25 protein-coding genes are annotated in these 26,671 nt (G+C 45.0%); 12 read left to right on the top strand and 13 right to left on the bottom strand.

Features of this window, described 5'->3' with window-relative positions; translation table 11 throughout:
* Positions 1-53: 53 nt before the first annotated feature.
* From ACP2WE_RS19370 to ACP2WE_RS19350, 5 genes are all read right to left on the bottom strand, one after another.
* Positions 54-1,073: a long-chain acyl-[acyl-carrier-protein] reductase gene (locus tag ACP2WE_RS19370; protein WP_425217187.1), complete on the bottom strand. Its 1,020-nt coding sequence runs from the start codon at positions 1,071-1,073 to the stop codon at positions 54-56.
* 32 nt (positions 1,074-1,105) lie between these two features.
* Positions 1,106-1,804, bottom strand: coding sequence for an aldehyde oxygenase (deformylating) (locus tag ACP2WE_RS19365; protein ID WP_425217195.1), 699 nt, complete (start codon positions 1,802-1,804; stop codon positions 1,106-1,108).
* Between the two features lie 608 nt (positions 1,805-2,412).
* A complete protein-coding gene (locus tag ACP2WE_RS19360) occupies positions 2,413-3,600 on the bottom strand; it encodes an NAD(P)/FAD-dependent oxidoreductase (RefSeq protein ID WP_425217186.1) in 1,188 nt (395 codons plus the stop codon).
* A gap of 81 nt (positions 3,601-3,681) precedes the next feature.
* On the bottom strand, positions 3,682-3,888 hold the full coding sequence (locus tag ACP2WE_RS19355; protein WP_425217185.1) for a hypothetical protein: 207 nt from the start codon (positions 3,886-3,888) through the stop codon (positions 3,682-3,684).
* 155 nt (positions 3,889-4,043) lie between these two features.
* Positions 4,044-5,138, bottom strand: a complete 1,095-nt coding sequence (locus tag ACP2WE_RS19350; protein WP_425217184.1) for a fatty acid desaturase — start codon at positions 5,136-5,138, stop codon at positions 4,044-4,046.
* A 143-nt stretch (positions 5,139-5,281) separates the two neighbouring features.
* On the opposite strand from ACP2WE_RS19350, the gene ACP2WE_RS19345 reads away from it, so the two are divergent.
* On the top strand, positions 5,282-5,524 hold the full coding sequence (locus tag ACP2WE_RS19345; RefSeq protein ID WP_425217183.1) for a hypothetical protein: 243 nt from the start codon (positions 5,282-5,284) through the stop codon (positions 5,522-5,524).
* Here the strand turns inward: ACP2WE_RS19345 and ACP2WE_RS19340 are convergent.
* Positions 5,502-6,077: a Uma2 family endonuclease gene (locus ACP2WE_RS19340; protein ID WP_425217182.1), complete on the bottom strand. Its 576-nt coding sequence runs from the start codon at positions 6,075-6,077 to the stop codon at positions 5,502-5,504. The two genes, ACP2WE_RS19345 and ACP2WE_RS19340, sit on opposite strands and share 23 nt — an antisense overlap.
* 153 nt (positions 6,078-6,230) lie before the next feature.
* Here ACP2WE_RS19340 and ACP2WE_RS19335 point away from each other — a divergent pair, with 153 nt between their 5' ends.
* Complete coding sequence (locus ACP2WE_RS19335) at positions 6,231-7,478, top strand: phytanoyl-CoA dioxygenase family protein (RefSeq protein ID WP_425217181.1); 1,248 nt, start codon at positions 6,231-6,233, stop codon at positions 7,476-7,478.
* A 232-nt stretch (positions 7,479-7,710) separates the two neighbouring features.
* Here the strand turns inward: ACP2WE_RS19335 and ACP2WE_RS19330 are convergent, their stop codons facing one another.
* On the bottom strand, positions 7,711-8,985 hold the full coding sequence (locus ACP2WE_RS19330; RefSeq protein WP_425217180.1) for an acyltransferase family protein: 1,275 nt from the start codon (positions 8,983-8,985) through the stop codon (positions 7,711-7,713).
* Between the two features lie 127 nt (positions 8,986-9,112).
* On the bottom strand, positions 9,113-9,874 hold the full coding sequence (locus tag ACP2WE_RS19325; protein ID WP_425217179.1) for an SGNH/GDSL hydrolase family protein: 762 nt from the start codon (positions 9,872-9,874) through the stop codon (positions 9,113-9,115).
* Between the two features lie 94 nt (positions 9,875-9,968).
* Here ACP2WE_RS19325 and ACP2WE_RS19320 point away from each other — a divergent pair, with 94 nt between their 5' ends.
* Entirely contained in the window at positions 9,969-11,000 is a 1,032-nt protein-coding gene (locus tag ACP2WE_RS19320; RefSeq protein WP_425217178.1) for a glycosyltransferase family 4 protein, read from the top strand.
* A 12-nt stretch (positions 11,001-11,012) separates the two neighbouring features.
* Here ACP2WE_RS19320 and ACP2WE_RS19315 read toward each other — a convergent pair whose 3' ends face one another.
* From ACP2WE_RS19315 to ACP2WE_RS19305, 3 genes are all read right to left on the bottom strand, one after another.
* Positions 11,013-12,326, bottom strand: coding sequence for an Nramp family divalent metal transporter (locus ACP2WE_RS19315; RefSeq protein WP_425217177.1), 1,314 nt, complete (start codon positions 12,324-12,326; stop codon positions 11,013-11,015).
* Positions 12,327-12,578: 252 nt separating this feature from the next.
* Positions 12,579-13,202, bottom strand: a complete 624-nt coding sequence (locus ACP2WE_RS19310; protein ID WP_425217176.1) for a precorrin-8X methylmutase — start codon at positions 13,200-13,202, stop codon at positions 12,579-12,581.
* A gap of 401 nt (positions 13,203-13,603) precedes the next feature.
* Entirely contained in the window at positions 13,604-13,963 is a 360-nt protein-coding gene (locus ACP2WE_RS19305; protein WP_425217175.1) for a hypothetical protein, read from the bottom strand.
* A 430-nt stretch (positions 13,964-14,393) separates the two neighbouring features.
* On the opposite strand from ACP2WE_RS19305, the gene ACP2WE_RS19300 reads away from it, so the two are divergent.
* The 4 genes from ACP2WE_RS19300 to ACP2WE_RS19285 all read left to right on the top strand — a co-directional run bounded on the left by ACP2WE_RS19300 (position 14,394) and on the right by ACP2WE_RS19285 (position 18,249).
* A complete protein-coding gene (locus ACP2WE_RS19300) occupies positions 14,394-15,167 on the top strand; it encodes a DsbA family protein (protein WP_425217174.1) in 774 nt (257 codons plus the stop codon).
* Between the two features lie 71 nt (positions 15,168-15,238).
* Positions 15,239-16,639, top strand: a complete 1,401-nt coding sequence (locus ACP2WE_RS19295; protein ID WP_425217173.1) for a phospholipid carrier-dependent glycosyltransferase — start codon at positions 15,239-15,241, stop codon at positions 16,637-16,639.
* Positions 16,640-16,761: 122 nt separating this feature from the next.
* Entirely contained in the window at positions 16,762-17,739 is a 978-nt protein-coding gene (locus ACP2WE_RS19290) for a DnaJ C-terminal domain-containing protein (RefSeq protein ID WP_425217172.1), read from the top strand.
* Positions 17,740-17,763: 24 nt separating this feature from the next.
* Positions 17,764-18,249, top strand: a complete 486-nt coding sequence (locus ACP2WE_RS19285; RefSeq protein ID WP_425217171.1) for a CRR6 family NdhI maturation factor — start codon at positions 17,764-17,766, stop codon at positions 18,247-18,249.
* A 138-nt stretch (positions 18,250-18,387) separates the two neighbouring features.
* Here the strand turns inward: ACP2WE_RS19285 and ACP2WE_RS19280 are convergent, their stop codons facing one another.
* Positions 18,388-18,597 carry a CAB/ELIP/HLIP family chlorophyll-binding protein gene (locus tag ACP2WE_RS19280; protein WP_425217170.1) on the bottom strand — a complete coding sequence of 70 codons (210 nt, stop codon included), beginning with the start codon at positions 18,595-18,597 and terminating at the stop codon, positions 18,388-18,390.
* 358 nt (positions 18,598-18,955) lie between these two features.
* Here ACP2WE_RS19280 and ACP2WE_RS19275 point away from each other — a divergent pair, with 358 nt between their 5' ends.
* The 5 genes from ACP2WE_RS19275 (at position 18,956) to ACP2WE_RS19255 (ending at position 24,011) form a co-directional block, all read left to right on the top strand.
* Complete coding sequence (locus ACP2WE_RS19275; RefSeq protein ID WP_425217169.1) at positions 18,956-19,516, top strand: hypothetical protein; 561 nt, start codon at positions 18,956-18,958, stop codon at positions 19,514-19,516.
* Between the two features lie 85 nt (positions 19,517-19,601).
* Entirely contained in the window at positions 19,602-20,969 is a 1,368-nt protein-coding gene (locus ACP2WE_RS19270) for an adenylate/guanylate cyclase domain-containing protein (RefSeq protein WP_425217168.1), read from the top strand.
* Between the two features lie 129 nt (positions 20,970-21,098).
* Positions 21,099-21,980, top strand: a complete 882-nt coding sequence (locus tag ACP2WE_RS19265) for a ferritin-like domain-containing protein (RefSeq protein ID WP_425217167.1) — start codon at positions 21,099-21,101, stop codon at positions 21,978-21,980.
* Between the two features lie 807 nt (positions 21,981-22,787).
* The gene (locus tag ACP2WE_RS19260) at positions 22,788-23,171 is read left to right on the top strand and encodes a pentapeptide repeat-containing protein (protein ID WP_425217166.1); all 384 of its coding nucleotides are present in this window, start codon (positions 22,788-22,790) and stop codon (positions 23,169-23,171) included.
* A gap of 78 nt (positions 23,172-23,249) precedes the next feature.
* Complete coding sequence (locus ACP2WE_RS19255; RefSeq protein ID WP_425217165.1) at positions 23,250-24,011, top strand: sterol desaturase family protein; 762 nt, start codon at positions 23,250-23,252, stop codon at positions 24,009-24,011.
* 6 nt (positions 24,012-24,017) lie between these two features.
* On the opposite strand, the gene priA is transcribed toward ACP2WE_RS19255, so the two are convergent.
* Complete coding sequence (priA, locus tag ACP2WE_RS19250; RefSeq protein ID WP_425217164.1) at positions 24,018-26,645, bottom strand: primosomal protein N'; 2,628 nt, start codon at positions 26,643-26,645, stop codon at positions 24,018-24,020.
* Between the last annotated feature and the right edge of the window lie 26 nt (positions 26,646-26,671).

Here is a 26,671-nt window from a genome sequence, read left to right as displayed (position 1 = left end):
AGAAACCTCCAAATCATTGACTGCTTCTGCCAGATATTATGAATTATGACAGATCAGGCGATTAGGGGCTTAAACCCATGCTTGATCGAAACCCGCCCGATCTTTTCCATGTTCTCGACGGTGATTTGATTGCGTCCCCAAGAGAAATTGGTATGCCAACCCTCAAACTCTAAGAGCATAGATTCGGCGAAGCAGGCAAACAATTGGCGCGCTGGCGTGCTCATATTCACAATTTTCATAATCTTCCAGTCAATATCGAGACTATGCTCGACAATGCCGCCATCGATCACATAAACCTCTGGCTGCTGGATCTGGGTTGACATATTTTTGGGATAGCCCCCATCAATCAAAATACAAGGACGTTTCAAGGTGGCTGGATCGATTTCCATCCCTTTAGGCATACTTGCAACCCAAACGACAATATCGGCAAGGGGTAATGCTTGCTCGATGCCCATGATTTTGCCGCGACCTAGTTGTGCTTGCAATTCCACCAAGCGATCTTGATTTCTCGCCACTAAAATCAAATCTTTAATCTCTGTGCGGGTATCTAGCCAGCGACAGACGGCACTACCAATATCTCCTGTGGCACCACAAACAGCGATTGTGGCTGTTGACAAGTCAATCCCATACTTGCGACTGGCTTCTTCGACTTGACGGCAAATAATGTAGGCAGTGTGGGTATTGCCCGTCGTAAAGCGTTCGATTTCCAGTTGAATATTACGAACCTGCCGCATTTGGCTGAGATTGAAGGTCTCAAAAATGATCGATGAGAAACCTCCCAAGGCCGTGATATCAATGCCATATTTTTGGGCGTGAGCCATGGCATTCAAAATTTTGCGCACGGCAGTTTTGCCGCGATTACCCGCCAGCATTTCAGGCAAAAAGCAAGATTCGACATATCGACCTTCAATTTGCTGACCAGTAATGCTGGTAACTTTGATGTTATCGACAATCTGAGGCGGTGCACTGCACCAAAACTCTAAATCTTGTTCAGCGTATTCTTCAAAACCTAAGTCTTTTGCCACAGCTTGAGCGTGAGCTAGACTTGTAAGATGCCCTATCAAACCAAACATTTGTCAAAAATTAAAGCAACAGCTAAAAAAAATTATGCAGGAATCAAACCCATTGCAGACATTTTCATGATTTCGCGGGTATTAAAACCAATATTACCGAGACTCTCCCCATACTGAATCATGAAGTCTTCTACCAAGGCTTCTTTCTCCATGCCCAAAACCTTAGCATCTTTAGCTACTTGATTGAGCATCTTCCACACCAAGGGTAGATTTTGGCGATTGGCTATTTCTAGCTCTGCTTTTGAGGTCGCAAAATTTGCCTTCAGCCATTCTTCGCCAAAGTTAAGATGTAGATATTCATCTTTGATCACGCCTTCGGTAATTTTGCGTGCAAAGGGGTCAGCAACGGGGATATAGATGTTGTAGGCAGCGATCGCAAAGCACTCAATAATCAAAGACTGGATTAGCAGACAGGTCACTAAGCCGCCTTCTAGAATAGCTTTCTGAAAATTGCCATGGAGAGAGGCAAAAAACAGTTTGGCAAACTCCATATCAGGAACTACATTCAGGTTTTTACCACAGGCGATAAATCCTTTCTTGTGGCGATCTTCCATTTTTGCCAACTTTGTCAAATTTTCTTTTTGATCGGGTAAAAGTTCGCCTAGTTGCAAGTAATTGTTATAGGCTTCTTGTTCGCCCTCAATTACGATCGCGTTGATCCGACTATAGGCATCTCGATAGGCTTCAGTTTGAAAATCAATTACTGCGGTCATTTCTAGCTGCTGACCCATCTTAAATTGCCCCATAGTTTTTTAAAATTCAAAAATTCAACAAAAGTTAACCTTTAATTATTTTATGTCATTGCTGCTTGCATAAAGACAGTATTTTCTGTATAGGCTGCTAGCAAAGTTTTAACGAACTAAAGTATGACTCCTCCTAATCATAGATTATCGCCAATAAAATAGAAATCGTGTAGATATCATCATTATCCTCTCCCACTCATAACATCACGCTTCAAATCATTGCTTGGTATCACGCCCCTGTAATGGAAAGATTAATGAGGAGGCGATCTCTGATAGTAGGTTGACACCTAAGAATTTCACATAAACCATTACCTCAAGAATTTCATGTAATAGTTAATACCAAGTTCTCTTGAAATTGCGACAGATCGGGTTTTGTGTTCCGCGCGGAGCGCGGTCTTTTCAAAAAGTGATGCAACGCATCACTTTTTGAAAATGGTATAACATAAAAATTCCCGAATAAGGGATCTGCCTGACAAATACTAGTGCTAAAAAAAGGGAAGTAATCTTCTTTTTGATGGTTTATAGAAAGCTCCTAGAGAGTGGAAGTTCTCTAACATTCATCGGGATCTGACGCATACACAAGTTTAAAGCCTTAGTTATCCAAAGCGATGGGGAGATAATTGTGATACGATCGCATCGCTTGCAAAAACTGATGATTGAGAGAACTCTCGCGCAAATTTCAAGGCTAAAGGAGGTACATACACCAGAGGACTTGTAAAACCAGAAAAAAGATAAATCTGTTCTAAGTCAGGTAAAGCGCCAACCAAGGGCAAACCATCATGGCTAAAAGCCACAAGGCAGTGATACCACGTTCCCTTTAAATCGGCAAGTTTTGGTAAGACCTGCCTAACTTTTGCCCGAATTTCGTTCTCACTTTGAGTTGCATTGGGCAACACGTTCGGATCGGTGAGAACGCGACTCAGTTGCCCGAGTTTCATCGTGCGATCGCAAAATTGAATTGCCCCCACATCCACAGACGGAGGTAGTAATTCATGCCCTGATTCATCCCAAAGCGGATCGATATTGGTTTTGCTAGCATCTGCTTCGAGTTGACAGCGTTTGGTATCGGCGGGCATCACCATTGTCCGCATCTCAAGTTCGGTGGGTTCCGTTTCGATCAGCTCTGCATGGGTAAAGTAGATTCGAGAAGAGATACCTGAAGCTTTGAGCAGCGATCGCGATAATCCCCCCGCGCAAACCACAGTATTTGCACCACGGTATGCTTGCTGTTGGGTGGTAACGCCTACAATCTTATTGCCGACTTGGTCGAGCTTTACAACGGACTCGTAAGCAATCTCTCCCCCTAGTCGTACCAAGGCGTTTAAATAGGCTGCAACCAATAGCGGTGGTTTAATGTGGGCATGACGAAATTGAATTGCTCCAGCGATCGCCTCTGGATTGAGTAAAGGCTCTGCCTGACAGGCATCCTCAACGCCGAGAAATTCTGGCGCAATATAACAATTGGCATACTGGGCAATAACCTCATCTGGATTTTGTTCGGCATCAATCGTTAGCAATAAATCTAGTTCGCGAAACTCTGTGTCCGCATCGAGTTCTTGCGGCAATTGCCGATGTCGTGCGATTCCTTCTTGGCAAAGCTGACGAGTTACTTCGCTCGTGCCCGACCAGTAGGAAATCCCCCCATAACCAAAGCGCGTCGCTCCACTGAGAATCGGATTTTGCTCGATTAAGAGAACGGAAAAACCAACTTGCGCTAACTCATAACTAAGCGCAGCACCTGTAATACCGCCACCAATTACGATCCAGTCGTAGAGTTTATTCATTGGGATTTTGTTGTCAAGTCGTCAGTTTTCAGTTTTCGGTTGTCTGAGATTGAAAGCTAAAAGCTAATTGCTAAAAGCTAACTACTGTTCGCCATTCATGGAGGCTTTTGCTAACTTAACCGCAGTCAGGAAACAGAAAACTGTGCTTGGTAAACTAGCAACGAGGATCGACCATGTTGCCAGACTGCCCCATTGCGGTTCGCCCGAAGAAAGCTCAAAAATACAGCCGACAAAAGCGATCGCTGTAACGATAGAAACCCCTAGAAGTAGCTGCGATTTGGCGTACATAAAGTGAAGTATATATAAGAGTTTGTCTATCTATTATTAGCAGAAAACCTTTGAGAAAAGAAAAAAGAAATGGACAAGGAGCATCACCCCCTTATCCAATTTCATTTATTTAGATGTAACTTTAGATTTCCAAGGTTTAATTTGGTAATGGGAAATCATAGGTTCGGGAGTTCTTTTTTAGACTTTTGATAGATATTGCTACCTGTGTCAGCCACAAAGTGACAAGAGTCATGGGAATCTAAAAATGCCCGCCAAATCGGAACCTTAGATTCGCGGTAGTAAGAACCCAGCACGGGCTTTAGGGCAGCCGTTGCAGTCTTTAAATGGTAATGAGGCATTCCAATAAAGATATGGTGGGCTACATGCGTACCAATATTGTGATGAATGTCATCGATAAAGCCATAGCTCCGATCGATCGTGGATAGCGCTCCCTTGAGGAAGTACCAATCTTTGCCGCGATACCAAGGAATATCAGATTCTGTATGGTGTAAATAGGTTACGAGGTCTAACCACATCACAAAGATGACATAAGGAACGATGTAGAACTTCAGCAAAAACACAAAGCCAAAGGCAAACCCGATATATCCTAAAAAGCCAACCATCAATACCCAGAGGGTAGTACTCGTAATAATGTCCGATTTCTCAGAAGGACGGAACAGTGGGCTATTGGGAGAGAAGTGAGAACCTTGTTCCCGATCGGGCGATCGCCCAAACAAATAAAGAGGGTAAAGAAACAGAATAGACTCGAAACGCAGGAATTTCTCTAGCCATGTCATGCTGCGATATTTGCTCTCTGTCACAGGATACCAACTCTCATCGGTATCGATATTCCCAGTGTTTTGGTGGTGGGTGCGATGGCTAATGCGCCAGCCATGATAGGGAACGAGAATGAGCGTGTGGGAGATGTGACCAATGAGATTGTTGAGCCACTTTAGTTTAGAAAAAGAACCATGTCCGCAGTCATGACCGACGACAAACAGCGCCCAAAACATGGTGCCAGCACTCGCCCAAAAAATGGGGTAAACCCACCAAGCATCAATCGTGTAAGCTGCGACATACAATGCTGCTACCACAAACATATCCCAAAAAAAATAGGCGAGCGATCGCCCAGTTGAGGGAATAAAGCATTCAGGTGGAATAGCCGCTTTGAGATCTTGAAAAGTAAATGGGAGTTCGGTTTGCTTTGTAGAAGATTCGTCTTCAAGCGGATTGTCTAGGTTTATCGGTTGTTTTGTAAGTTGAAGTTGCACGTAAGTTCTAGATTGATTAGTAATAAACTCAAGTAACTAGCCCATCTTAAAGCTTTTTAATAGTTTTTAACAATTCTATGAGTCAGATTACCTATATTCATTGCTTAATTCTCAATAGCCTCGCCCTATAACCCTTATTTTTCATGCCTATTCGCAATAGCGAGAATCTTTTGCCCCGATCGCTAAGTTGTACGGTCGCAGCGATCGCAGTTTGCAAAGCTTATAATTCCTCGGGTAAATACAAGTATTATCTTCACCTAGATTGCTCACAGGCACAGATCTCTGGGCTAGGTTGTACGATCGCGAAACTCAAGCTTTGCGATCGCGCAGGTTCATCCAATATCCTAAGTACGTGTGCTGCGATTACCAAATCAAGTCTAGGCTGAGGATAAATTCGGGTAAAACATCTTCACCTGAGAGGGTGGTAGGTGCTTGCAAGATTTCGACGGGTTGACCGATGCGATAGATTTCGACCTGCCGATCTTTGCGGTTAATCAGCCAGCCTAGCTTCGTGCCGTTGTCTCGATATTCTTGCATTTTGGCTTGGGTCGCTGACAGGCTATCGCTGGGGGACATGAGTTCGATCGCAAAGTCAGGACAAATGGGGGCAAATCCTACTTGCTGTGCGGGGGTGAGTGCTGACCAGCGTTCTTTGGCAATCCATGAGGCATCGGGCGATCGCATGGCTCCATTGGGTAGGATAAAGCCTGTTGAAGACCCAAAAGCAACACCTAGTTTTTTCTGCCGATTCCAAATGACTAAGTCTGCACCGAACTCGATGCTACGCATTCCTGTCTCGCTTCCTTCTGGAGCCATAATTGTCAGTTCTCCTCGAGCGCTGCGCTCAAATCTTAAATCGCGATTTTGTTGGCAGAGTTGCCAAAGTTTTTCGTCGGTGAGTTCAAAGATGGGGTCTAGGCTAATGGTGAGGGCGTTCATAGAATGGCTACCTTTTACGGCTGGATCGCTCTTTTTATTATACAAAGCTTGTTGCTAGGCAATCTTAAATGAGTCGTGCGTAGGGTACGCTATTTGAGAGACAATCATTGCCCGACATATTGTCACCACAACAGTACGGATTTCTATAGCAGTATGGTCAACCCAAATGCTCCAAACTTAGCGCAACCCTTGACGCAGGACTTATACGAACAAGCGATCGCGCATTTACGGGGTGGCAAACCACTCAATGCGATCGCTACCTGCGAAAAAATTTTAGCGATCGATCCTAATTTTGTCGATGCTTACCAAACCATGGGCGATGCCCTCAAAGCCATGGGAAAACCCGATGCCGCCACTGCGACCTATGCCAAAGCTGCCGATGTCTTTGTCCAGTGGGGCGAAACCTTAGCAAAACAGGGAGAAATTGCCTCAGCGATCGCGCAGTATAAAAAAGCCTTAGAACTCACACCCAATCGCCCCGATCTCTATATTCAAATTGCACAAATCTCTTTTTGGCATGGACTGTATTCAGAAGGCTTGGATATTACCCGAGCATCGCTAGCCCTGCCACCCGATCGCTTAGATCCAGAACGAATTCTAGATCCAGAATTTTGGCTAGAGATCGCTCCCGAACTCAGTATTACCAACTTTGCGAATTCTCCAGAAGACAAGGTTGACCTTTCACCCGAACAGTTACAGATATTCATCGATCGCATCAAAGAGGAAGGGTATTTTCAAATTGACGATCTCATACCGATCGCCGCGATCGAGCAACTTAGGGTAGGCATCGAACGATTGAGAAATGCGGGGATTCGTCCCGTGTTTATCCTTGTTTACGACCAAGTTTGGCAACTGTTCCAACGTCTATCACCCCTTCTCTCTGCAATCTTAGGTGACAATTATCGCCAGTTCCCTGGCTTTTGGGCTTGGTATATCGATCCGCAAAAAAGCGATCGGGGTTGGCGACCTCATATTGACCGTACAGACTCTCCTCTGCGTTCCGATCGCATGACCGATACAGTCAATCTTTGGATTCCCTTAACCGATGCCACACCTTTGAATGGATGTATGTATATTGTGCCCGCCAATCTCGATCCTACCTATGGTTCGACAGAACGGCTGACTGAATATCACCAAGGATTCGATCTGCAAAGTATTCGAGCCTTACCTGCCAAAGCTGGCTCTGTTTTATGTTGGAATGGACTAGTCCATCACTGGGGTGGAAGTTCCAGTAGCCATGCAACCCATGCGCGGATTAGTATCGCCAATGATTTCCAACGAGGTGATGTCCCTGCCTACGAACAGCCCCTACTCGATCCTTTAGCTCAACTGAGTTTAAGCGATCGCTTGGGACTAGTAGGACTACAAGCCCTACGATATCGTCATCTTTACGGGGGCTGACCGTTGAGTGGTGGCGTTTTCCAAGATCTAGCGAAAACTTCTAATGCCATTTTCAAAAAGGAATGCGGCGCATTGTTTTTGAAAGACTGCGCGAAGCGTGGAACTCAAACCTCGATCTGTTGCAAATTCAAGTGAAATTGGTATAGCAGGAGCATAAGGGGGAAGTGCAAAAGGCAATTGCTCGTAGCCTTAATTAGATTGGGAATACTTCCCCCACTAAAAGCTCCTAAAATTAGCCTGTAGAAGGTTTTCTGTTTTGAAGCCAGAGTAGAGCTTTTCCTTCCAACCACAAATAAAATTTGAGGAATATGGAGGTTGCTAAGAGTACCGCAGCGAAGTAGATCAATATTCCTAAAGAAGTCGTGTATGCTCGCAAAATATAGCTAAGCACGAGGGCAATGATGTAAGCCAGTAACTGATGGATCAGATAGAACATATAGGAATCGATCTTTTTAAGTTTAGATACGATCGGAATTCCTAAAAAGAGATTTGAGATATTTATGCCAACAATTACTAGCCCTGAAGTAAAGAAGATACTACTGAGAGGGTATAAAGGCTCAAACCAATTCATCAAATTACCTGCTAAAACCAAAAGCACTCCCACAGCGATCGCGATCGGCTTAGACACCAGTGCCTCTAGTTTGGCTCTCTTGGCTGGTTGACTAAACCAACGCCCTAAAACCATGCCCAGTGTGAAATTGAATGATTCAAATAGAATGACGTGATATAAAGCATTTTCCTCTACTGGAACACCTTTTGCTGATAACCAATAGGAGACCGTTGAGACTAAAAAAGTAAATCCTAAAAGTGCTTTACTGCCAAACTTAGCCAATATCCAAAAGAAAAAAGGAAAGAAAAGATAAGCGACAATAATGGCAGGGATAAACCACCAAGCAGGAGAAAAGAAGGTCGCCTTTAGACTAGATTGCCAAGGACTGATTAAAAAGACTTGACTGACTAGAAGTTCTAGCCAACCTTTACCTATTTTCTCTTGTATTTTCGGTCGCACAGGATCGAAGAAAGGCAGACTGGAACCCAAATAAATAAAGATATAACTGAAAAGTAAAATTCCAGCGATTAGATAATAAGGGAATAGAATGCGTTTGAGCCGACGTTTGTACCATCCCATCCAATATTCTTTTGCGCGCTCGGGCCAATCTCCCAAACCCAAGGCTAAAGAAAAACCGCTTAGTAAAATAAAAACATTGACGGCTTCCCAACCAAACCCAAATAAAAATCCTGTAAAATTAGTCAAAGCTGCCGAAAAGCTATTCTGGCTATCTAACAGTAAAGGATTAGGAAAATTTTGGAATAGCTGAGTTCCAGCATTATTATTTTTGTAGCTCCAAATAAAGTTGCGAAACTGTTTTGATACGCTTGTATTCTCAAATAGATGAACGTGCAAACAGGCACGGAGCCAATGATGACCAGCAATTTCTATGGCACAAAGCGCTCTTAGCATGTCTAACCACTCAATCCGAGGTTGAGATGATGTTTTGGAAGTCATGATATAAGTTCCTAAGAATGCATCTACTATAAGGGCTACAAGACCTTCAGAGCTAACAGATTTCACCTTGAGGGCAATGACGACGACCTACAAAAATTCTCAACGCAAAATCCTCAACGTAATAGGCTCAACGCAACAGGTCTGAGAGGATAGGAGCTAGCTGCCGATTTAGCGCAGCATATCCTTCTGCATTTAAGTGTAAAAAATCACGGCTGTAGTCTGGCTGAACCCTACCTTGCGGATTTGCCAATATCGGGGTTGTATCTAAGACAATTACCCGATCGCCTTTTAATGACAGGATGTATTGATTGACTTCCGCGATCGCGCGATCGACCTCCTCAGACCAAAAGAGTCGCCACTCAAGAGACGGCTCGCCCACAGGGAAAATGGTGGTTAAGATAATCTTGATATTGTGTTGTTTGGCGCGATCGACGATCAGTTTAATATGCTCTTTACAATTTCTCACAATCTGAGCGCTCTCGTTGGGAAAAAGTGCAATGGTTTTGAGATCGTTAACACCTACTTGGAGCACCATCACCTTTGGGCGTAGCGGAGTAATATGGGCATCAAAGCGTCCAGCTACTTGAATGGATGTCTGTCCGTTAATTCCGCGATTAACGATTAAACTATCGAGCAGATTTTGTGGAGGTGTCCATTCAAAGGCACGAGAATCACCAAAAAAAATAACCACAGGTTTTCGATCGCTTGCGATCGTTTCTCGCTCATTGATAGGAGTATATCCCTGTAATCCCAATGGATCGAGGCGAACCCGATTTAATTGCAAAAAGAGATCTACCCCTCTTAAGTAGAGCAAAATGTTAAGACCGATAGAGCCACAAAGCCCAAGGATAAGAACAGCAACTAAAATATAGCGAATTTTAACAACCATGATGGATCTACCCGCGATCGATTACCTAGTCTGACCAAAGTGATTCTATAGTAGACAAGATCTTAAAATCGACATTTGGGAAGGAAATTAGAGTATGAAAATAGCAATGACTCATGTCGATCTGCCCAACGAGTCAAAGGGCGGGGTAGCATTTCAAGCCCATTATCTAGCTAATGTACTCGTAGAGCGCGGTCATGATGTCACAATGTTTACCTTTAGTCCTTGGTTTGAAGAATGCCGTTATCAGGTGCATCAGTATGCGATCGCGCCGAAACTAAAAAAATTCCATGCATTTTTACTGGCTGGCAATCTAGCAAAAACGGACTTCTCGGCGTTTGATATCGTGCATACCCATGGGGATAATTTCCTGTTGTTTGGCAAACATCCGCAGGTGCGTACGTTCCACGGTTCTGCCATTGATGAAGCTCTCTCAGCCGTGACATGGCGCTTTAGAGCCTATCAAACTGTATTTGCGGGCTTAGAAAAAGTAGGAGCTTGGATTGCAGATGTAAATGTTGGGGTTTCTAAGGCAACACAGAAGCGTATTCCAGCAGTCTCGATCGTGGTTCCTAATGGTGTAGACACCGATCGCTTCTCACCAGGTCAAAAATCAGAACATCCCTCTATCCTATTTGTCGGCACAACGGGAGGACGCAAACGAGGAGAATTTCTGGCAGAGATCTTTCGCCAGCAGGTGAGAACAAAATTCCCTCAGGCAGAACTCTGGACAGTTGCAGAAAAGCCTATGGAAGGCGAAGGTATTCTTAACTTTGGCAGGGTTTCTCAAGATGCTCTATGCGAACTCTATCGCCGTGCTTGGATCTTTTGTTTGCCTAGTACCTACGAGGGCTTTGGTATTCCCTATGTGGAGGCACTCGCCGCAGGAACTCCAACTGTTGCCAGTTTGAATGTGGGTGCAAGGGAAATTTTGGAAGAAGGAAAGTATGGCATCTTGGCTGAGGACGACCAGATTGGGAACCAGATTAATTTACTCTTGGAAAATGAAAATTTGCGCCAAAAATATGCAGAACTAGGTTTGGTGCGATCGCGGGATTTTAGTTGGGAACTCGTCGCCCAAAAGTACGAGCAAATCTATGCCGACGCGATCGCAAAACACAAGTCCTGATGAGCGCTGAAATTAGGCATAGCCTAACCAACCAGATAGGGTTTGCCATAGGAGCCAGAGATTCAACACGGCGATCGCGATCGCGACCAACCATGACAAACACTTTAGCCATTGCGGATTGACAAACTCGCCCATCAAACGGCGATCGCTGGTAAACATGACCAGAGGCACCACCGCAAACGATAATTGCAAACTCAGAACCACTTGGCTAAAAATCAATAAGCTACTTGTTGACTGTTCGCCAAAGTAAGCGATCGCGATCAGGGCAGGAATTATGGCTAGCAAACGCGAGGCGAGGCGGCGCAACCAAGGCGGTAAGCGAAATTGCAAAAAGCCTTCCAGCACGATCTGTCCGGCTAAGGTTGCTGTCAAGGTCGAACTTTGTCCTGAAGCCAATAGTGCTATGCCAAAAATTGCACTGGCTGCCCCAACCCCCAAGAGCGGAGATAGGAGTTTGTAAGCATCCTGAATTTCGGCAACATCGTGATGTCCTGAAGTGTGGAATGTGGCAGCCGCAACAATCAGAATGGCAGAGTTAATCAGTAATGCGAGGGATAACGCTAGGGTGGAATCGATCGTACCAAATTTAATCGCTTCCCATTTCTTTTTAGGCGTGGGTTCCCATGCTCGCGTTTGGACGATCGCTGAATGTAGGTATAAATTATGGGGCATCACCGTCGCACCCAAAATTCCCATGGCGATATAGAGCTTGTCAGGATTTTGCAGAATGCTCATGCTTGGCACATATCCCCACAGGATCCCTGCTGGATCGGGACGAGAAAAGATAATCTGTGCCACAAAGCAAATTCCTACGGTTGACACCAGCATAATCACCAAGGCTTCGACATAGCGAAAGCCTTTGCTCTGTAGGCATAGCAGTACAAGCACATCCAAGGCTGTCAGGCAAACTCCCCAAACGAGGGGCATGCCAAAGAGAAGCTGTAAAGCGATCGCACTACCAAGCAATTCAGCAAGGTCACAAGCAGCGATCGCCAGTTCGCACAACACCCACAAACAAAAGCTTACACGGGGGCTAAAATAGGCTCGACACATTTGCGCCAAATCTTTGCCTGTTGCCACTCCTAACCTGACACACAGAGATTGCAACAAGACTGCCATCAGGTTAGAAATCAGGATGACACTTAAAAGTGCATAGCCAAATTTTGAGCCACCCGCTAGATCGGTTGCCCAATTACCAGGATCCATGTAGCCCACAGAGACGAGATATCCAGGTCCTGCATAGGCAAATAACTTACGCCAAAAGCCACCCCCATTGGGTACAGGAATACTGCGATGGACTTCGGGCAAACTTGGTGTGTTTTGCATAACGAGAGGAGCAAAGAAAACGAAACACAATAATGCTAATTATGCTACATTTTTCTCAAATAATGAAAGCATTATGAAAGATTATTGTTATGGCAAGTAACCACTCATTAGCCAAACGATTCCCAAGATTCTTTGGAAATGCTTCGCGATCGGAATGCATATATACCAGCGATCCTTAATTGCTTGTGAATGGGGTATTGGCTTCCAACGCGTGGAGGCAAGATGCCTGCGCTACAAATTACATGGAATTTTCTAAGCCTCGCCATTTTGCCCGTAAGCCTGCCAAGCTAGCTCAGTCAGAGCATTGAGAATGGTGGCAGCCACGATCGCATTTCCTTTGCGACCGTTGACTCGAATATGCGGCACGAGAGTATCGTTGAGGCGATCTTTAATCTCATGGACTTCAATAAAGCCTGATGGGGCACCGATTACCAAAGCAGGCTTGACTTCTTCCAGTTCGATCAAATTTACCAGAGATGCCAAAGCGGCTTGCGACTCCCCAATCACAAAGATTGCCTCGGGGTATCGCTTGGCTAGGGTTTCAATTCCCCAAACAGCTTGCGATTTATCTTTTTGCGGACGTGTAAATGCTTCTGTACCGCAATAAATAGGATTGGCAAATGTAGAGCGAACCTTTTTGGCAATTCCCGCCTGAACGGTTGATACATCAACCACGATCGTCGTGCGGGCAGCCAATGCAGCAGCACCCGCTTGCAGGGCATGTTCTGAAAACTTCACTAAGTCTTGATATTCAAAGTCGGCAGTGGCATAAATAATTTGGCGCACGATTTCGTATTCAGATGGTGATAGGGTATGCTCCCCAACCTCTCGATCGATAATTGCAAGGCTCTGTGCGTCCGTGATGTGCCATTCCATACTAGTGAGTTAGTTATTCAGTTATTCAGTGGGTAGCGATCGCCGATCGGTGATTTAGATCTTGTTGTAGCGAATTTAGTATAACTTTTGAATTTTAAGCCCTAGATGCGTTGTTTTTGTCAAAATTACATGAAAGATTGCGATCGCCTAATTTCTGGATTCTGCGATCTGCCCATGTCGAATCGCAGGTATTAACGGGCTTTAGATGCAGAATATTTGTTTTGGTTGAAAGTGACATGATTTCGATATATCGTTCAACTGAGGGGAGTAAAAGCCGTTTTTTCCCAAGTCAGTCTAACGCTTTTCTATGAATGAGAAAAGTGCGAAATTAACTGAAGTTAGCATTCAAGAGAAATCGGAATAGAGCGACAGGAGCTAGGTAAGTCACCACAAAACCTACATCATGGGTATATAAATTTGAAGGGAAAAACGATCTCTTGTACCTGCGATGTCAATTCCTGTATTCTTTTGTTTTTTGTGAAGATATTGACATAGGCTCTAAATGGAGACTGACTTTCAGCAATCAGCTTTTGCATTTGACGGGAACAGTAAACTGGATTGAGCTGATACGTGCCATAACACACCAGATCTACAAAAAAACCATTTAATCCTTCGATATCTTCAAGACTTTCAATATATTTACAAGTCTTGATATCAACAAATCCTCGCCTCCATTGTAAATATTCCCAATAATTTCCCGCAATTACCAAAGTTTGAATTTCTGGTGGGGAATCGTCCAGATCTAACAGATTTAAACTCATAGGTTTCAAGTTAAATCAGCACAATGCGAATAAAAGGTAAGTTTTAAATTTAATTTATATATGTTGAAATCATGACTCTCTTAACATAAAAATAATTTTTCCGATTGAGAGAATTGACTCGATCGCTGAAAGAATCTAGCTCTAAAACGCGCAAACATATGCTGCTTTAGGAAATTTCAGAGGCGTTCTCCTTGTACGCGATCGCGCCTATATTCGATTCCGATATGCATAGGGCAATCCTAAAATGAGTTGTAAATTTGTAGCGCAGGCATCTAGCCTGCACAGGCTAGATGCCCGTACTGCGTTCACCAACAATTAAGGTGCGCTATAGACTTCATTATTTTGATTGTCTCTTTGGCTGTGGCAAACGATGCTAACTTATGGTATAGACTGGGACTAGTTTTTGCGAATTTCACTAAGGCGTTTCATCATGCGTTCTACCATAAGGTTTTGGGTCTCTCTCTTTGCCACATTGTTGTTGCTAGTATTTTCTGCAACAGCTTGTGCTTCTGCGGGGCAATCTGGCAGCGGACAACTGACCGACACAGAATTTGAGACGAAAGTGTTAGAGGTGATCCGCAAAAATCCCAAAGCGATCTTAGACTCAATCCAAGCCTACGACCAAGCGCAAAGGCAGCAGCAGACAAAGCTTCGCGATCAAGTTTTGCAACAGATCAAGCAAGAACCACGTCTGATTATTCGTAACTCGCCTGTAATGGGTGCAGTCTCTCAAAAAATTGTACTCGCTGAATTTTCTGATTTTCAATGTCCATTTTGCTCTAAAGCTCAAGCCGTCACCAAAGAGTTTATCGCAAAGCACAAAGACGAAGTGACTTTGGTTTACAAGCATTTCCCTCTGGTTCAGATTCACCCTCAAGCGTTACCCGCAGCGCTGGCATCATGGGCGGCTGGTCAACAAGGTAAATTTTGGGAATACCATGACGGCTTATTTGAGCAGCAAGACAAGTTAGATGAGTCGTTTTACCCAGCCCTCGCTCAAAATTTAAAGCTAGATGTCGCTAAATTCAATCAAGATCGTAATAGTGAAGCCGCTAAAACTGCGATTCAAAAAGACATGGAGCTAGGACAAAGCCTTGGAATTCGAGGTACGCCTACCTTTATCTTTAACGGATTCCTGTTTTCGGGTGTGGCTGAAATGGCAGACCTAGAGTCCTATTTAGCGCAAGTAAAGGCAGCTAAATAAATTAGCTAAGTAAATTTTAAGTAAATTTGATGTTATCAAGCATTCAAGCAAACTAGGGGAGATGGAGAGCCATGAAGCTTAGTTCTCCCCGTAACTTATTTGTCTATTTTTTCGAGCATCCATGGTTGGGGATAGCAGCGATCGCTTTGGTTGCCTTTGCCACGAGATTTTGGCAGTTAGATTATCTAGAAAAGCCCGTATTTGATGAGGTTTATTATCCCAAGTTTGGGCTTGACTACCTCAATGGTGAGCCATTTTTTGATGCTCATCCGCCTTTAGGCAAATACATGATTGCTTTAGGGATTCAGCTATTTGGCTACAATCCCTTTGGGTTTCGCTGTATGTCTGCGCTAGCAGGAGCCTTGGTTCCCCTGATTACCTATACCTTGGTCGCTCAGTTGAGCAATCGCCCTGTGTGGGCATGGTTATCAGGTTGGTTTACGGCTGTAGATGGTCTGCTATTGGTGGAATCTCGCTATGGCTTGATCAATATCTACATCCTGTTATTTGGCATGCTGAGTCAGGTATGCATGGTATTAGCGCTCAAACGCTCTAGACAGCGATGGGCATGGGTATTGGCTACAGGTGTCATGTTTGGAGCCGCTGTCAGCGTGAAATGGACGGGCTTGGGCTATGGGGTGGGGTTAGCAGCGATCGCACTGATCGTTCGTTTAAAGTACAAGCAGTCCCTCAGTTGGTTACAAGTCGGTTTGGGATTGGTGCTTTTGCCGCTTGGTTTTTACTGGTTGCAGTGGCAACCCCATTTACAACTCAACCCAAGCATGGATCTGCTCGAGCAACATCGACAGATTTTTGGTTTTCATCAAAATTTAGGCGTGGGCGCAAAAGAACCGATTCATCCCTATTGCTCGGCATGGTGGACTTGGATTTGGCTGATCCGCCCAGTGGCTTACTTTTACGAGACCAAAGCCAATGGTGAGATCGTTGAGTTTGTACATGGCTTGGGCAACCCTTTTTTATATTGGTTTAGCGCGATCGCGCTAATTTTGGGCAGTTTGACTTTAGTAATAGCAATTAGTCCAACCCTGCAAGCTTGTCTACAAAATTTTTTGCAAGTTTTAACAAGACAGAAAAACAAATTAGTTTGCCAGCTTTCTCAAGAACTTTCTCAGCAAATATCGCAGCAATTTTCTCAATGCAGAATCGCAAATTTTCCTTGGATGGCGTTTTACATTGTCGTCAGTTTTTTGGGCAACTGGTTGCCTTGGAGTCTCAGCCGTCGTTGTACATTTTTGTACCACTACATGCCTGCTTCTGTGTTTGCCTTTATGGCGATCTCGCTGGCGGTTGAGTGGTGTTGGCAGCAACAGCATGATTTTTTTAGAGCGGTTGGGATGACTGCGGCGATCGGAATTACAGCCTCATTCGTGTTTTGGTTGCCAATTTATATCGGTTTACCGATCTCATCAGCACATTTTCGCATGCTAATGTGGTTTGCTAGTTGGACGTAACTTTTATGAGACTTACTTCTGGTGCTAGCAAATTCTTGCAAGCCAAGATTAAAAAAATCTGAAGCGATGTAAGCTAGGATATCTCAAGGGTTTAACAACTCCACCGCCGTGATTCAGTGATTATGCAAAACTTTCGCAACTACTACGAAATTTTAGGTATACCTAAGACAGCCTCCGTCGATGAGATCAAGAGGGCATATCGTAAGTTAGCTCGTAAGTATCACCCTGACCTTAACCCGGGCGATAAGTCTGCGGAAGAACGCTTTAAAGATATTGGTGAGGCCTATGAGGTCTTATCCGATCCGTCTCGACGACAGCAGTACGATCAATTTGGGCAATTTTGGAAACAGGGTGGGTTTCAAGGTGGTAATCGAGGTGCTTCGAGTGCGCCCCGCCAAGAAACCTATAACCCCGACTTCGAGCGCAACTATGCTTCGGGTGATGTTGACTTTAGCCAATTTAGCGACTTCCAAGAATTTGTCGATCAGCTTTTAGGCAAATTTCGCACGACAGAAGGTCGTCCCTCCGATCCAAACTATGGCTATCGCACCAATACACAGGCTCCTCCACGTCCTGCGGCGCGGCGCGACTCTGAAGCTTTGTTAGAACTTCCATTAGAGCGTGCCTATGTGGGTGGGCGCGAACGCATTCGGCTAGAGGATGGGCGATCGCTTGAGGTCAATATGCCCGCAGGCGTTCTGTCAGGACAAAGGATTCGCCTTAAAGGACAGGGTCCTTCGGGGGGAGACCTATATCTCAAAATCAGCCTTAAAACACATCCCTTCTTTACCCTTGAAGGTTCGGATGTGCGCTGCCAACTTCCCATCTCACCGAGCGAATCTGTGCTTGGTATCCAAGTAGAAGTGCCAACCCTGAGCGGAGCGGTGAAGCTCACGATTCCCCCTGGGGTTAAGTCAGGTCAGCAACTGAGACTTACGGGTAAAGGGTTCCCCAAAGATGGTCGGGGCTTTGGCGATCAGTATGTGGAGGTGCAAATTGTGGTTCCCAAAAATCCTTCCAACCGCGAGCGCGAACTATACGAACAACTGCTAAAAGTTCAATCTTTCGATCCGCGTGAGAATCTCACTAAGGCAAAATAAGGGACAAAATAAGGATTCCATGCTATGACGACGATTAATCTCAACTTGGCTTGTATTGAAGCGATCGATATCACTCCAGCAAAGCTCGTCATAGATAAAGTTCTCGAACAGTTGGCGAGTAATTCTGACGATCCTGCGATTTCAGAACCCCAGTTGCGATTTGAGATTCTGTATCCGCGAGAGCTAGGCGATCCACGCGAACTTTCAGAAATTCCTGAAGTTCGTCTCTGGTTCGTGCGTCTTGATGCTATGTACCCTTGGTTGCCCTATATCCTTGACTGGCGTAGTGGCGAACTCACCCGCTACGCTGCCATGCTCGTACCGCATCAATTTAGCAGTACCGATGGCATTGTTTTCAACCCAGAGGCATTGGAGCTTTTTGTGATGCACAAGGTGTTTAGTATTTCGCTCTGGCTCAAACAGCGCGAAATTTTTAACACGGCAAAGCTACAACAAATGACGCAAAGCCTCGGCTATGAAATCGATCGCGAATTTTTTAATCTCTTGTAACTTTTTAAATGGAATCAGATATTGGCATCTGTAGAATTTGGGATTGATTGACTCAAGAAAAAAACCCTACTGTTGAGGTAGGGAGAGAACCGTTATTATCTTTGCTTGACTATTTGGAGGAAAAATCTCTGTAGGAATTTATAGGTTATTGAGCCACCAGATCAAACCATGTCTGGTTAAAACTTCGATCGCAAGTAAAGAGACAAATCCAATCATGGCGAGGCGACCGTTCAGTTTCTCGGCAAAGGGCGTAAAGCCAGTACGATCGGCATCGTCAACATACATTTGAGGTTCGATCGCGTAGTTGTTGAGTAGACCTTGGTCGTTGATGGTAAATCCGCTTTGCATTTGTTTTTTCCCGTTCTTAACTCTATGTAAAGAACTGTAACAATAATTCGTACAATGAGAATCTAGCCAAGGATATGTCTCGCCTGCTATTTTGCCCATCATAAAGACATATGCATTGAGGATGAGCTGTTCCCCCCATTTATATAGACTCCTCAAGGTAAAACATAATCTAGGGAAATTGCTATGCCATCAGAATGGAACAAACCTTGGATGCGGTTGGTCTGTTTAGGGCTGACAGACAAGTGACTGTGAGGCTTGGGGTTTCGCAAATCTGGCTGCGTAGATTAACGATGCACAATGCAGGATATAAGGTGACAAATTTAGATCTCAATTATAAAAAAATGTGAGGGTTGCATTGATGAAACTTTGGCAAAAAATGGCGATCGCAGGGCTAGTATTCGGTGCTTCGAGTTCGGTTATGCCAACAACTTTTGCGGCTATGTTGGGTGAAGCTGTTTTAAAACAAGGTGCGATCGCTCAAACGACAAGAGTCGTTAACGCTTCCTCCTTAACAAAAGAAGCGCTCCTCAATGTTGAATATCAAGTGCCTGACTACGGTCAATTTAGACTGGTCAACGGTCAATATGTCTACAAAACAGGGGCATCTCAAAAAACATCGATCAAGCTTGAGACCTATACTGCGATCGTAGACCTAAACCAAGATGGAGCGAAAGATGCTGTAGTCGTTTTGAGTGTCAGCCCTGGGGCTCCGAATAACTATAAATTTTTAGCTGTCGTCATAAATCAGCAGGGTAGTCCAGTCAATATAGACACCATCTATTTAGAAGATCGGATCAAGGTCAAGAAAATTGCGCTTCTAAAATCTGGTGAGATTGCTGTGACCATACTAAATCGAGAACAAACAGGTACAAAAATTGTGAAATATAAACTGCAAGGGGGACGAATCGTAAAAGTTTAGATATCCCAAAACAGTATTAAAATTCTCTTAGGTCAGTACTGCGATTTTATTAGGGCATGACAAATACTTAGGGGGATTTTTGAACATGGCTGTGAAAGCGTCAGACAAAACTTCGCCTCGGAGTCAGAATGTATTCAATTCGGTTTTCCGATTTTTGTCTCTGCCAACTCCCTGTCCTAGCTCTACTCCTGATTACTATGAATGGCGATCGCAATTTATGCGATCGCGGCTTTATTTGCTGGCTTGGGTCGGCTTTATTTGCAACCTCAGTTTTATTGTTTGGACGCTTACGCTGAGGATTCTGCCAGAGGATATTGGTCCCTCTGGTCATTCCCTGGTTTTGAGCATACAAGTTCTCAATGTGGCAATTTTTATTGCTTGCATTCTTTTTTTGAGATTCTTTTTCAACAAGCGCTATATTGGCTATTTTCTCTTAGTTCCTTCGCTCTCAACGATTTTATCTAGTCAAGTTATTGTTGGTCTTGGTGGTATCTACAGCCCTGCTTTCGTGGCTTGGGTTTTAATTTTTTTAGGGAACGCCACGCTAGTTCCCGTTTGCTGGCAGTTACACTTAACCTTGCAGGTCGCCGCTTTTTTGGGCTATTTCGCAATTATCAGGGCTTTTGGAGAAGACATTTCCCATGTACTCACAATTACCTTAGGCGATCGCGCGATTCCATCAACCATCATCTTTTTATTGCTAATTTGGGTTTGCATCATGGAGAATCTCTCTGTATTCCTTTATGAGCGCCTACAAAAGAGCGAATTTATGGCGCGATCGCAGCTTAACAAAGCCTATCAAGAGTTAACGTTTCAAAAAGAGCGATCGGAACAGCTTCTACTCAATATTTTGCCCCAATCAATTGCCGAACGCTTAAAAGATCGATCCCTCATCGTGGATAGTTTTGCGGATGTGACCGTTCTATTCGCTGATATTGTTGGTTTTACCCAACTCTCTGCGCAAATTCCGCCCAGTCAACTTGTGGAACTTCTCAATCAAATTTTTTCTAGATTCGATCGCTTGGCAGAAGGCAAACACCTAGAGAAAATCAAGACGATTGGGGATGCCTATATGGTAGTGGCAGGGCTACCCCTTCCCCTTGCCAACCATGCGGAAGCGATCGCAGATATGGCTCTAGGTATGCGAGAGGAAGTCAATCGCTTTAATCATGACAGCGCATCTACCCTACAAATTCGGATTGGAATCAGTAGCGGACCCGTGGTGGCAGGGGTGATTGGCATCAAAAAATTTGCCTACGATCTTTGGGGAGATACGGTGAATACAGCCAGTCGCATGGAATCTCATGGTTTACCGAATTGCATTCAAGTATCTGAGACCACCTATGCCCATCTCAAAGGGAAATATGAGTTTCAACTTCGCGAGGGGATTGACATAAAAGGGAAAGGCACGATGACAACCTATCTGTTGCAAGGAAAGTACCACAAACATTAGGGAATTAATTTAAAGAGAGCAACAGGGAATCTCGAGCTTAGTTTACATTTCTTTACAATTCCATCGATCTGATGTAAAATTTCGATTACCTTTAAACATCAAATCTAAAATTAAAAAATAATCGTTGCTATGACAGTCACATACCCCCGTAAGTTTCGAGATCAGCTCAGCGCTCAAGACATCTTAAATCAAGTTGTTTTAAATCGTGAAATTCACATGGTAACGCTCAATCGTTATCGCTTTAGCGAACAGCGCAGTTGTAAAGATCTAACAGACGTGGTCGAACGTTTGAATGGAGAGCCTCGTCAACTCTGTAAAGAACTATCCCATCACGTCTCCGATGAAGCGCGTCATGCCTATTGGCTTACCGATCTGCTCTACGAACTAAACGAGCCCATTGGTACGCCACCAGGAACTTCTTATGTGGATGAATTTGAGCGGTTGCTCGATCGGAGCGTGCATGAGAATCCTGAAGATATGTTGATTGATGCTTTGGCAGCGATCAATGTCACCGAAAAACGCGGTTGCGAATATTTTTCGGCGCATATCAAGGCACTCAAAGCATTACCAAGCCCTGAAAATGACAAAATTAGGGAAACCATAGAAATGATTATGCCCGAAGAAGCAACTCACGTTCGTTGGGGCAATGCTAAGTTAGCCGAAATTGCTAAAAAAAGTCCCCAGCATCGGGAAAAGGTAGAGAATGCGAAGCGCAAATATACAGCGATCGAACAGGCAGCCTTTGAGTCTGGTATGGATGTCTTGGCAGGGGCTGAACTCCGTCGGGTGAACAACTTGATGAAGGTTGTCGATACCCTTCCATTGTGGCAACGTCCCCAATATCTCATGGAACATCTACCCCAAACCCTTTTCTCTCCCGAACTACAAAAAACCCGTATAGACCTCGTCCAAAAGGCTTGGGAACGCGATCCCGTTCAGTTTGTTGAGAAGTTCATTCCAATGTTTTTTAGTGCAAATCTTAAAGCAGCCCAAAAAGCAGAGAGTAATTAAACTTGAGTAAGGGCTAAGGATTTTTAGATCTTGCGAATCAACTCCTTCAGGGACATTTAGCTTGAGAAGTCTAGTATCTTGTATAAATTTCTACTTTTACCCCCTCAAGTTCCCCCTTGCACCAGCCGCGAAGCGACTTCCCGCAGGGTAGGGGGAGGGTTTAAGTTTCCACCCTTTGCAAGGGGGGATTAAGGGGGGGAAGAACTTCTCAAACACGCTCTTATTTAACTTTCTCGCCAACATTAAGGAAAGGCGGTAGTAGCATTCTTATTTGTAATGAGTTTGAGCATTTGGTTCGCCCAATTCGCATAGGCAGGATTGGTTTCACTTTCATTGAGAACTGTTAAACAACGCTGTACTAGGCATTCACGAGAACATTGACCAGGGTGTTTGCAGTAATTTTCGCGGATTCGATCTGGGCATTTGTAGGAAACCATCAGAACCTCCTAGGTAGTATTTATACCTAATTCTACTCCTCGAACCATGAAAGGAGATCGACCTTAGCAATTCGTAAAATATGGTTTCGGAATCCTTGTAATGCTTTTCTGGATGGGGTTTTAGATCTGCTGAATGGAGTGAAAGAGAAATGCGATCGGAGTATGACAAATCATTGCATCCGATCGCATGGGATTGCTTTGTCAAGGTTCAAAAGCTAGAATGGCAATTGTGTTCGGGCATTTGAATACCTGTCAATGCCTGTAGGTGGTGCGAAATTCAGCATGCGTGCGATCGCTATCAATTCCTACCTTTGTAAAGTTGCCGCTAAACATCGCTAAATTTATAAAATTGTTCAGAGAGTTTCACCCTATGACTTTGCCGCCTCATGCTGCCTTAAGCAAACAAGAACTGCTCGATCGCTACGCTCAAGGAGAACGTAATTTCGAGCAAACTCATTTGCACGATGTCGATATGCAAGGTGTGGCACTGCACGGTATTGACCTGAGCGAGTCTATTCTTACCCATGTCAATTTTAGCGGTGCTGACCTACGAGGAGCCGATCTGGGCTGGGCGGATCTCAGCCGCGCCAATCTGGAAAACACCGATCTGCGTGGCGCAATTCTCACGCGCACCGATCTCAGTCGTGCTAACTTGCAAGGTGCAAATCTACTCAAAGCCGATCTAAGTTTGGCTAAACTCGACCATACCAAAATCAGTGGGGCAATCATGCCAGATGGTTCTGTGCATGAATAATTGAATGACAAAAGTACTCCTTGTGTTGAACCTTAATCGGCGATCGCTAGTCTAAACCAAAAATCTCTCGATACCATTATGATGAAGCCTGTTGTTGCTTTCCTGATCTTATGGGTAATATTTGGGTCGATAGAGCGACTGTTTCCGCTTAGAAAAGAGCAGAAATGGTTCCGAACGCATTGGCTCACAGATGTCGCGCATTTCTTTATCAATCATATTCTGGTGAATGCTGGAACCTTTGTGGTTGTGGTCTTCCTATACGTTCTCTTTCATGGGGCGATCGCTCCCTCATTGCAACTTGCCGTGCGCAGTCAACCAGAAGGGCTCCAGTTTATCGAAGCTTTTTTCTTGTCACAATTCATCTTTTATATTCTGCATCGCCTCGCCCATACAATTCCTTGGTTGTGGCGATTTCACGCAATTCACCATAGTAGTGCCAAACTAGATTGGTTAGCCTCGGCGCGACTGCATCCAATCGAAGCGATCGCGGTAAATGTTGCTGTCGGTATCCCTTTATTCCTATTGGGTTTTACGGAGGAAACCTTTGGCTTCTATCTGATCTTCGCAGCATTTTTACCGATCTTCAACCATGCAAATACAAACCTGCGCTTTCCAATTTTGCGCTGGATTATTGCTACGCCTGAGTTTCATCACTGGCATCACAACAACGATCCCGATGCGCGGGATAGAAACTTTTCAGGGTTTCCTCTCATCGATATCTTATTGGGCACGTTCTATATGCCAAACGATAGAATGCCTAAAACCTATGGCGTAGATGAATATATCCCGCACAGCTATTGGCAGCAACTGCTCTATCCTTTCCAAAGAATAACGAAGTGAATTCTTTTAAAGAATTGTCAGCGGATCGACATCGATCGCGACTCTGACTGACTTTTGATTTACCAGCGATCGCAAAATATCTAGGCTAGGTAAGCTCGATACATGTTCTGGTGCGAATTTCAGTAAGATCTGCCAGCGATAGCGATTGGCAACCTTGACAATCGAAGCGGGGGCGGGCCCGAGTAATTCCCAATCCATTTCTAGCGATCTCAAAGATTCCGCTAGTTGATTCGCCGCAGTCTCTACGACAATGGCATCGGCGCTACTGAGATGAATCAAAGCCATCTGTCCGATTGGAGGATAATTTAATGCTGCCCTTTGAGACAGTTCTACCTGCATAAATTGTTCCGAAGTATAGTTTCTCACAGCTTCAATGACAGGATGTTCGGGGGTGTAGGTTTGAACGATCACTTCCCCCGCATCATCGCCGCGTCCTGCTCGTCCTGCCACCTGTATGAGGGTTTGAAAAGCCCGTTCTCCTGCACGATAATCAGAAAAATTGAGCAGTCCATCCGCTGAGATCGCCCCTACAAAGGTAACTTGGGGAATATCTAGCCCCTTGGTCAGCATCTGGGTTCCAATCAGGAGATCGGCTTCACCATCGCGAAATCGATCTAATAACAACCGATGTTGATCTTTATTGCGGGTCGTATCGCTGTCGAAGCGGATTAGCCGAATTTGAGGGAAGAGTTCGGCGATTTCTTGTTCTACTTTTTGCGTGCCACTACCAAAGTGCTTAAAATAAGCAGAGTTACAGGCAGGACAGCGATTGGGCTTTGCCTCGGTATAGTTGCAATAATGACAGCGCAGATGCGAAACTGTTGGCGCAGAGGTCGCCATCGGAAGCGGATTATGATAAGCAAGAGACACATCACAGTGACGGCACTTCATCACGTAGCCACAACTGCGACAGGAAACAAACGTACTATGACCGCGCCGATGGATGAAGAGAATCCCTTGTTTTTTCTGTTCCAACATCCGCGCGATCGCATCTCGTAATGTCCTACTAAAAATCGACCAATTCCCCGCCTGCAATTCTTCTCGCATATCCACCACGGCGATCGGGGGCATCGGTTTATTGCCAATGCGATTGGGAAGCTTGAGATATTGAATGGTATCCGTTGCAGATTCTGTACTATTGGAATTAGCTGTGCTATTGGAATGATGATTGGACTCACCCTTGGGAAGTTTCACCCGATCTGCATCGCTGAGTAATTTCTGCCCGTTCGCCAAATACAACATTTCCGCAGAAGGCGTCGCCGAACCTAGAACAAGAGGAATACCTTCTAGTTGCGATCTCCACTGGGAAACAGTACGGGCATGGTAACAGGGTTGGGGTTGATCTTGTTTGAAACTACCATCATGTTCTTCATCCATCACGATTAGTCCCAGTTTGGGCAAAGGAGCAAAGACCGCCGAACGAGTTCCCACAACCACTTGAGCATCCCCTGTGAGCATCTGTCGCCAAGTGTCAAAGCGTTCTCCAGCAGAGAGTTGGCTGTGATAGACATTGACTTTGGCATCGCCAAACCGCGCTCGAAAGCGATCGGTAAGCTGTGGCGTTAAGCCAATCTCAGGCACGAGAACCAGTGCCGATTTTCCTGCGGCTAAGACGGGGGCGATCGCTTGCAGATAGACTTCCGTTTTACCAGAACCTGTCACGCCATGCAGTAAGAGTTGCTGCGTGGTCTTCTGTACTGAAGCGGTTTGAATGGCTTCTAGGATTTTTGCTAAAGCCTGCGCTTGTTCTGGTGTAAGTTGCTTGGGGCGATCGGCAGTGACAAAGTGGCTTTTACCTCCCAGTCGTAGATATTCCCGTCGATCGATCGCGATGTAGCCCTTGTTCGCGAGCGTCTGCAAAGCCGTCACTGTGGTTTTCGCTAGTTTGAGAAACTCAGCTTTAGGCGATTCGCCGCCTTCTCTTTGTAGGGCTGTGAGAATCTCTGTCTGTCTGGCTGTGGGTTGAGATTCCCCTGAGTCAGGTGTTGGCAAAAGCACAATCGCATCGACAAATTTAGGCTGGGGTCTCTGGGGGGCATCTAACACCGTTGCGATCAGATCGAATTGTTGCAGTTCCCTCAGTCCAGCATTGGCAGAGCGACCCACCTGTTGTTGAATGTAGCGCCGACTCATGCCTTTTTTGCTTTGCGCGTGTTCCTCTAGGAAAGCCCAGACAGCCTGTGCCGCAGGCGATAGAGCAGGAATCGGATGAGAATTTACAGTTTCTCCCCGTTCCGTCTGCTCTTGCCGAATTTTGACGCGATAACAGCCTTGATCCATTAGTTTAGGGGGCAGGGCAACTTTAACCGTTTGCATTAAGGCAGTGCGATAATAATCCGCCGTATGCAGGAGCAGTTCCCAATATTTCGGGGACAGCATGCCCGTGCTGACGATCGCCGCGATCGCTTTGGTCTCACCTGTAAATTCCGCTAATTCTTGCTGATTGGGGAAGTGCAAGGCGATCGCCCCCACATGACGATTCCCCAAGGGAACGCTGAGAATATCGCCAATTTGCACGGTCATTTCTGCAGGAATGCGATAGGTCAGCAGTTCCTCAATGCCAATACAGTCCACCAATACCTGTACAAATTCTGGAGTTTGATGCGGTTGAGATGCTACAAGTACGTCAGACATATCGGGAATTTAAGCTGAAGCCTATC

The organism is Tumidithrix helvetica PCC 7403 (assembly GCF_965232925.1).
GTDB classification, from domain to species: domain Bacteria; phylum Cyanobacteriota; class Cyanobacteriia; order Pseudanabaenales; family Pseudanabaenaceae; genus Tumidithrix; species Tumidithrix helvetica.
This window is presented reverse-complemented; position numbering and strand designations above follow the sequence as displayed.

Bases quoted from the DNA above. Each gene is read 5' to 3' on its own strand.
- ACP2WE_RS19360 (WP_425217186.1), bottom strand. From the start codon at position 3,600: ATGAATAAACTCTACGACTGGATCGTAATTGGTGGCGGTATTACAGGT.
- ACP2WE_RS19335 (WP_425217181.1), top strand. From the start codon at position 6,231: ATGGTCAACCCAAATGCTCCAAACTTAGCGCAACCCTTGACGCAGGAC.
- ACP2WE_RS19345 (WP_425217183.1), top strand. From the start codon at position 5,282: ATGCCTATTCGCAATAGCGAGAATCTTTTGCCCCGATCGCTAAGTTGT.
- ACP2WE_RS19305 (WP_425217175.1), bottom strand. From the start codon at position 13,963: ATGAGTTTAAATCTGTTAGATCTGGACGATTCCCCACCAGAAATTCAA.
- ACP2WE_RS19365 (WP_425217195.1), bottom strand. From the start codon at position 1,804: ATGGGTCAGCAGCTAGAAATGACCGCAGTAATTGATTTTCAAACTGAA.
- ACP2WE_RS19275 (WP_425217169.1), top strand. From the start codon at position 18,956: ATGAAACTTTGGCAAAAAATGGCGATCGCAGGGCTAGTATTCGGTGCT.
- ACP2WE_RS19310 (WP_425217176.1), bottom strand. From the start codon at position 13,202: ATGGAATGGCACATCACGGACGCACAGAGCCTTGCAATTATCGATCGA.
- ACP2WE_RS19370 (WP_425217187.1), bottom strand. From the start codon at position 1,073: ATGTTTGGTTTGATAGGGCATCTTACAAGTCTAGCTCACGCTCAAGCT.
- ACP2WE_RS19255 (WP_425217165.1), top strand. From the start codon at position 23,250: ATGATGAAGCCTGTTGTTGCTTTCCTGATCTTATGGGTAATATTTGGG.
- ACP2WE_RS19280 (WP_425217170.1), bottom strand. From the start codon at position 18,597: ATGCAAAGCGGATTTACCATCAACGACCAAGGTCTACTCAACAACTAC.
- ACP2WE_RS19325 (WP_425217179.1), bottom strand. From the start codon at position 9,874: ATGGTTGTTAAAATTCGCTATATTTTAGTTGCTGTTCTTATCCTTGGG.
- priA (WP_425217164.1), bottom strand. From the start codon at position 26,645: ATGTCTGACGTACTTGTAGCATCTCAACCGCATCAAACTCCAGAATTT.
- ACP2WE_RS19260 (WP_425217166.1), top strand. From the start codon at position 22,788: ATGACTTTGCCGCCTCATGCTGCCTTAAGCAAACAAGAACTGCTCGAT.
- ACP2WE_RS19340 (WP_425217182.1), bottom strand. From the start codon at position 6,077: ATGAACGCCCTCACCATTAGCCTAGACCCCATCTTTGAACTCACCGAC.
- ACP2WE_RS19330 (WP_425217180.1), bottom strand. From the start codon at position 8,985: ATGACTTCCAAAACATCATCTCAACCTCGGATTGAGTGGTTAGACATG.
- ACP2WE_RS19320 (WP_425217178.1), top strand. From the start codon at position 9,969: ATGAAAATAGCAATGACTCATGTCGATCTGCCCAACGAGTCAAAGGGC.
- ACP2WE_RS19270 (WP_425217168.1), top strand. From the start codon at position 19,602: ATGGCTGTGAAAGCGTCAGACAAAACTTCGCCTCGGAGTCAGAATGTA.
- ACP2WE_RS19315 (WP_425217177.1), bottom strand. From the start codon at position 12,326: ATGCAAAACACACCAAGTTTGCCCGAAGTCCATCGCAGTATTCCTGTA.
- ACP2WE_RS19290 (WP_425217172.1), top strand. From the start codon at position 16,762: ATGCAAAACTTTCGCAACTACTACGAAATTTTAGGTATACCTAAGACA.
- ACP2WE_RS19300 (WP_425217174.1), top strand. From the start codon at position 14,394: ATGCGTTCTACCATAAGGTTTTGGGTCTCTCTCTTTGCCACATTGTTG.
- ACP2WE_RS19355 (WP_425217185.1), bottom strand. From the start codon at position 3,888: ATGTACGCCAAATCGCAGCTACTTCTAGGGGTTTCTATCGTTACAGCG.
- ACP2WE_RS19265 (WP_425217167.1), top strand. From the start codon at position 21,099: ATGACAGTCACATACCCCCGTAAGTTTCGAGATCAGCTCAGCGCTCAA.
- ACP2WE_RS19295 (WP_425217173.1), top strand. From the start codon at position 15,239: ATGAAGCTTAGTTCTCCCCGTAACTTATTTGTCTATTTTTTCGAGCAT.
- ACP2WE_RS19285 (WP_425217171.1), top strand. From the start codon at position 17,764: ATGACGACGATTAATCTCAACTTGGCTTGTATTGAAGCGATCGATATC.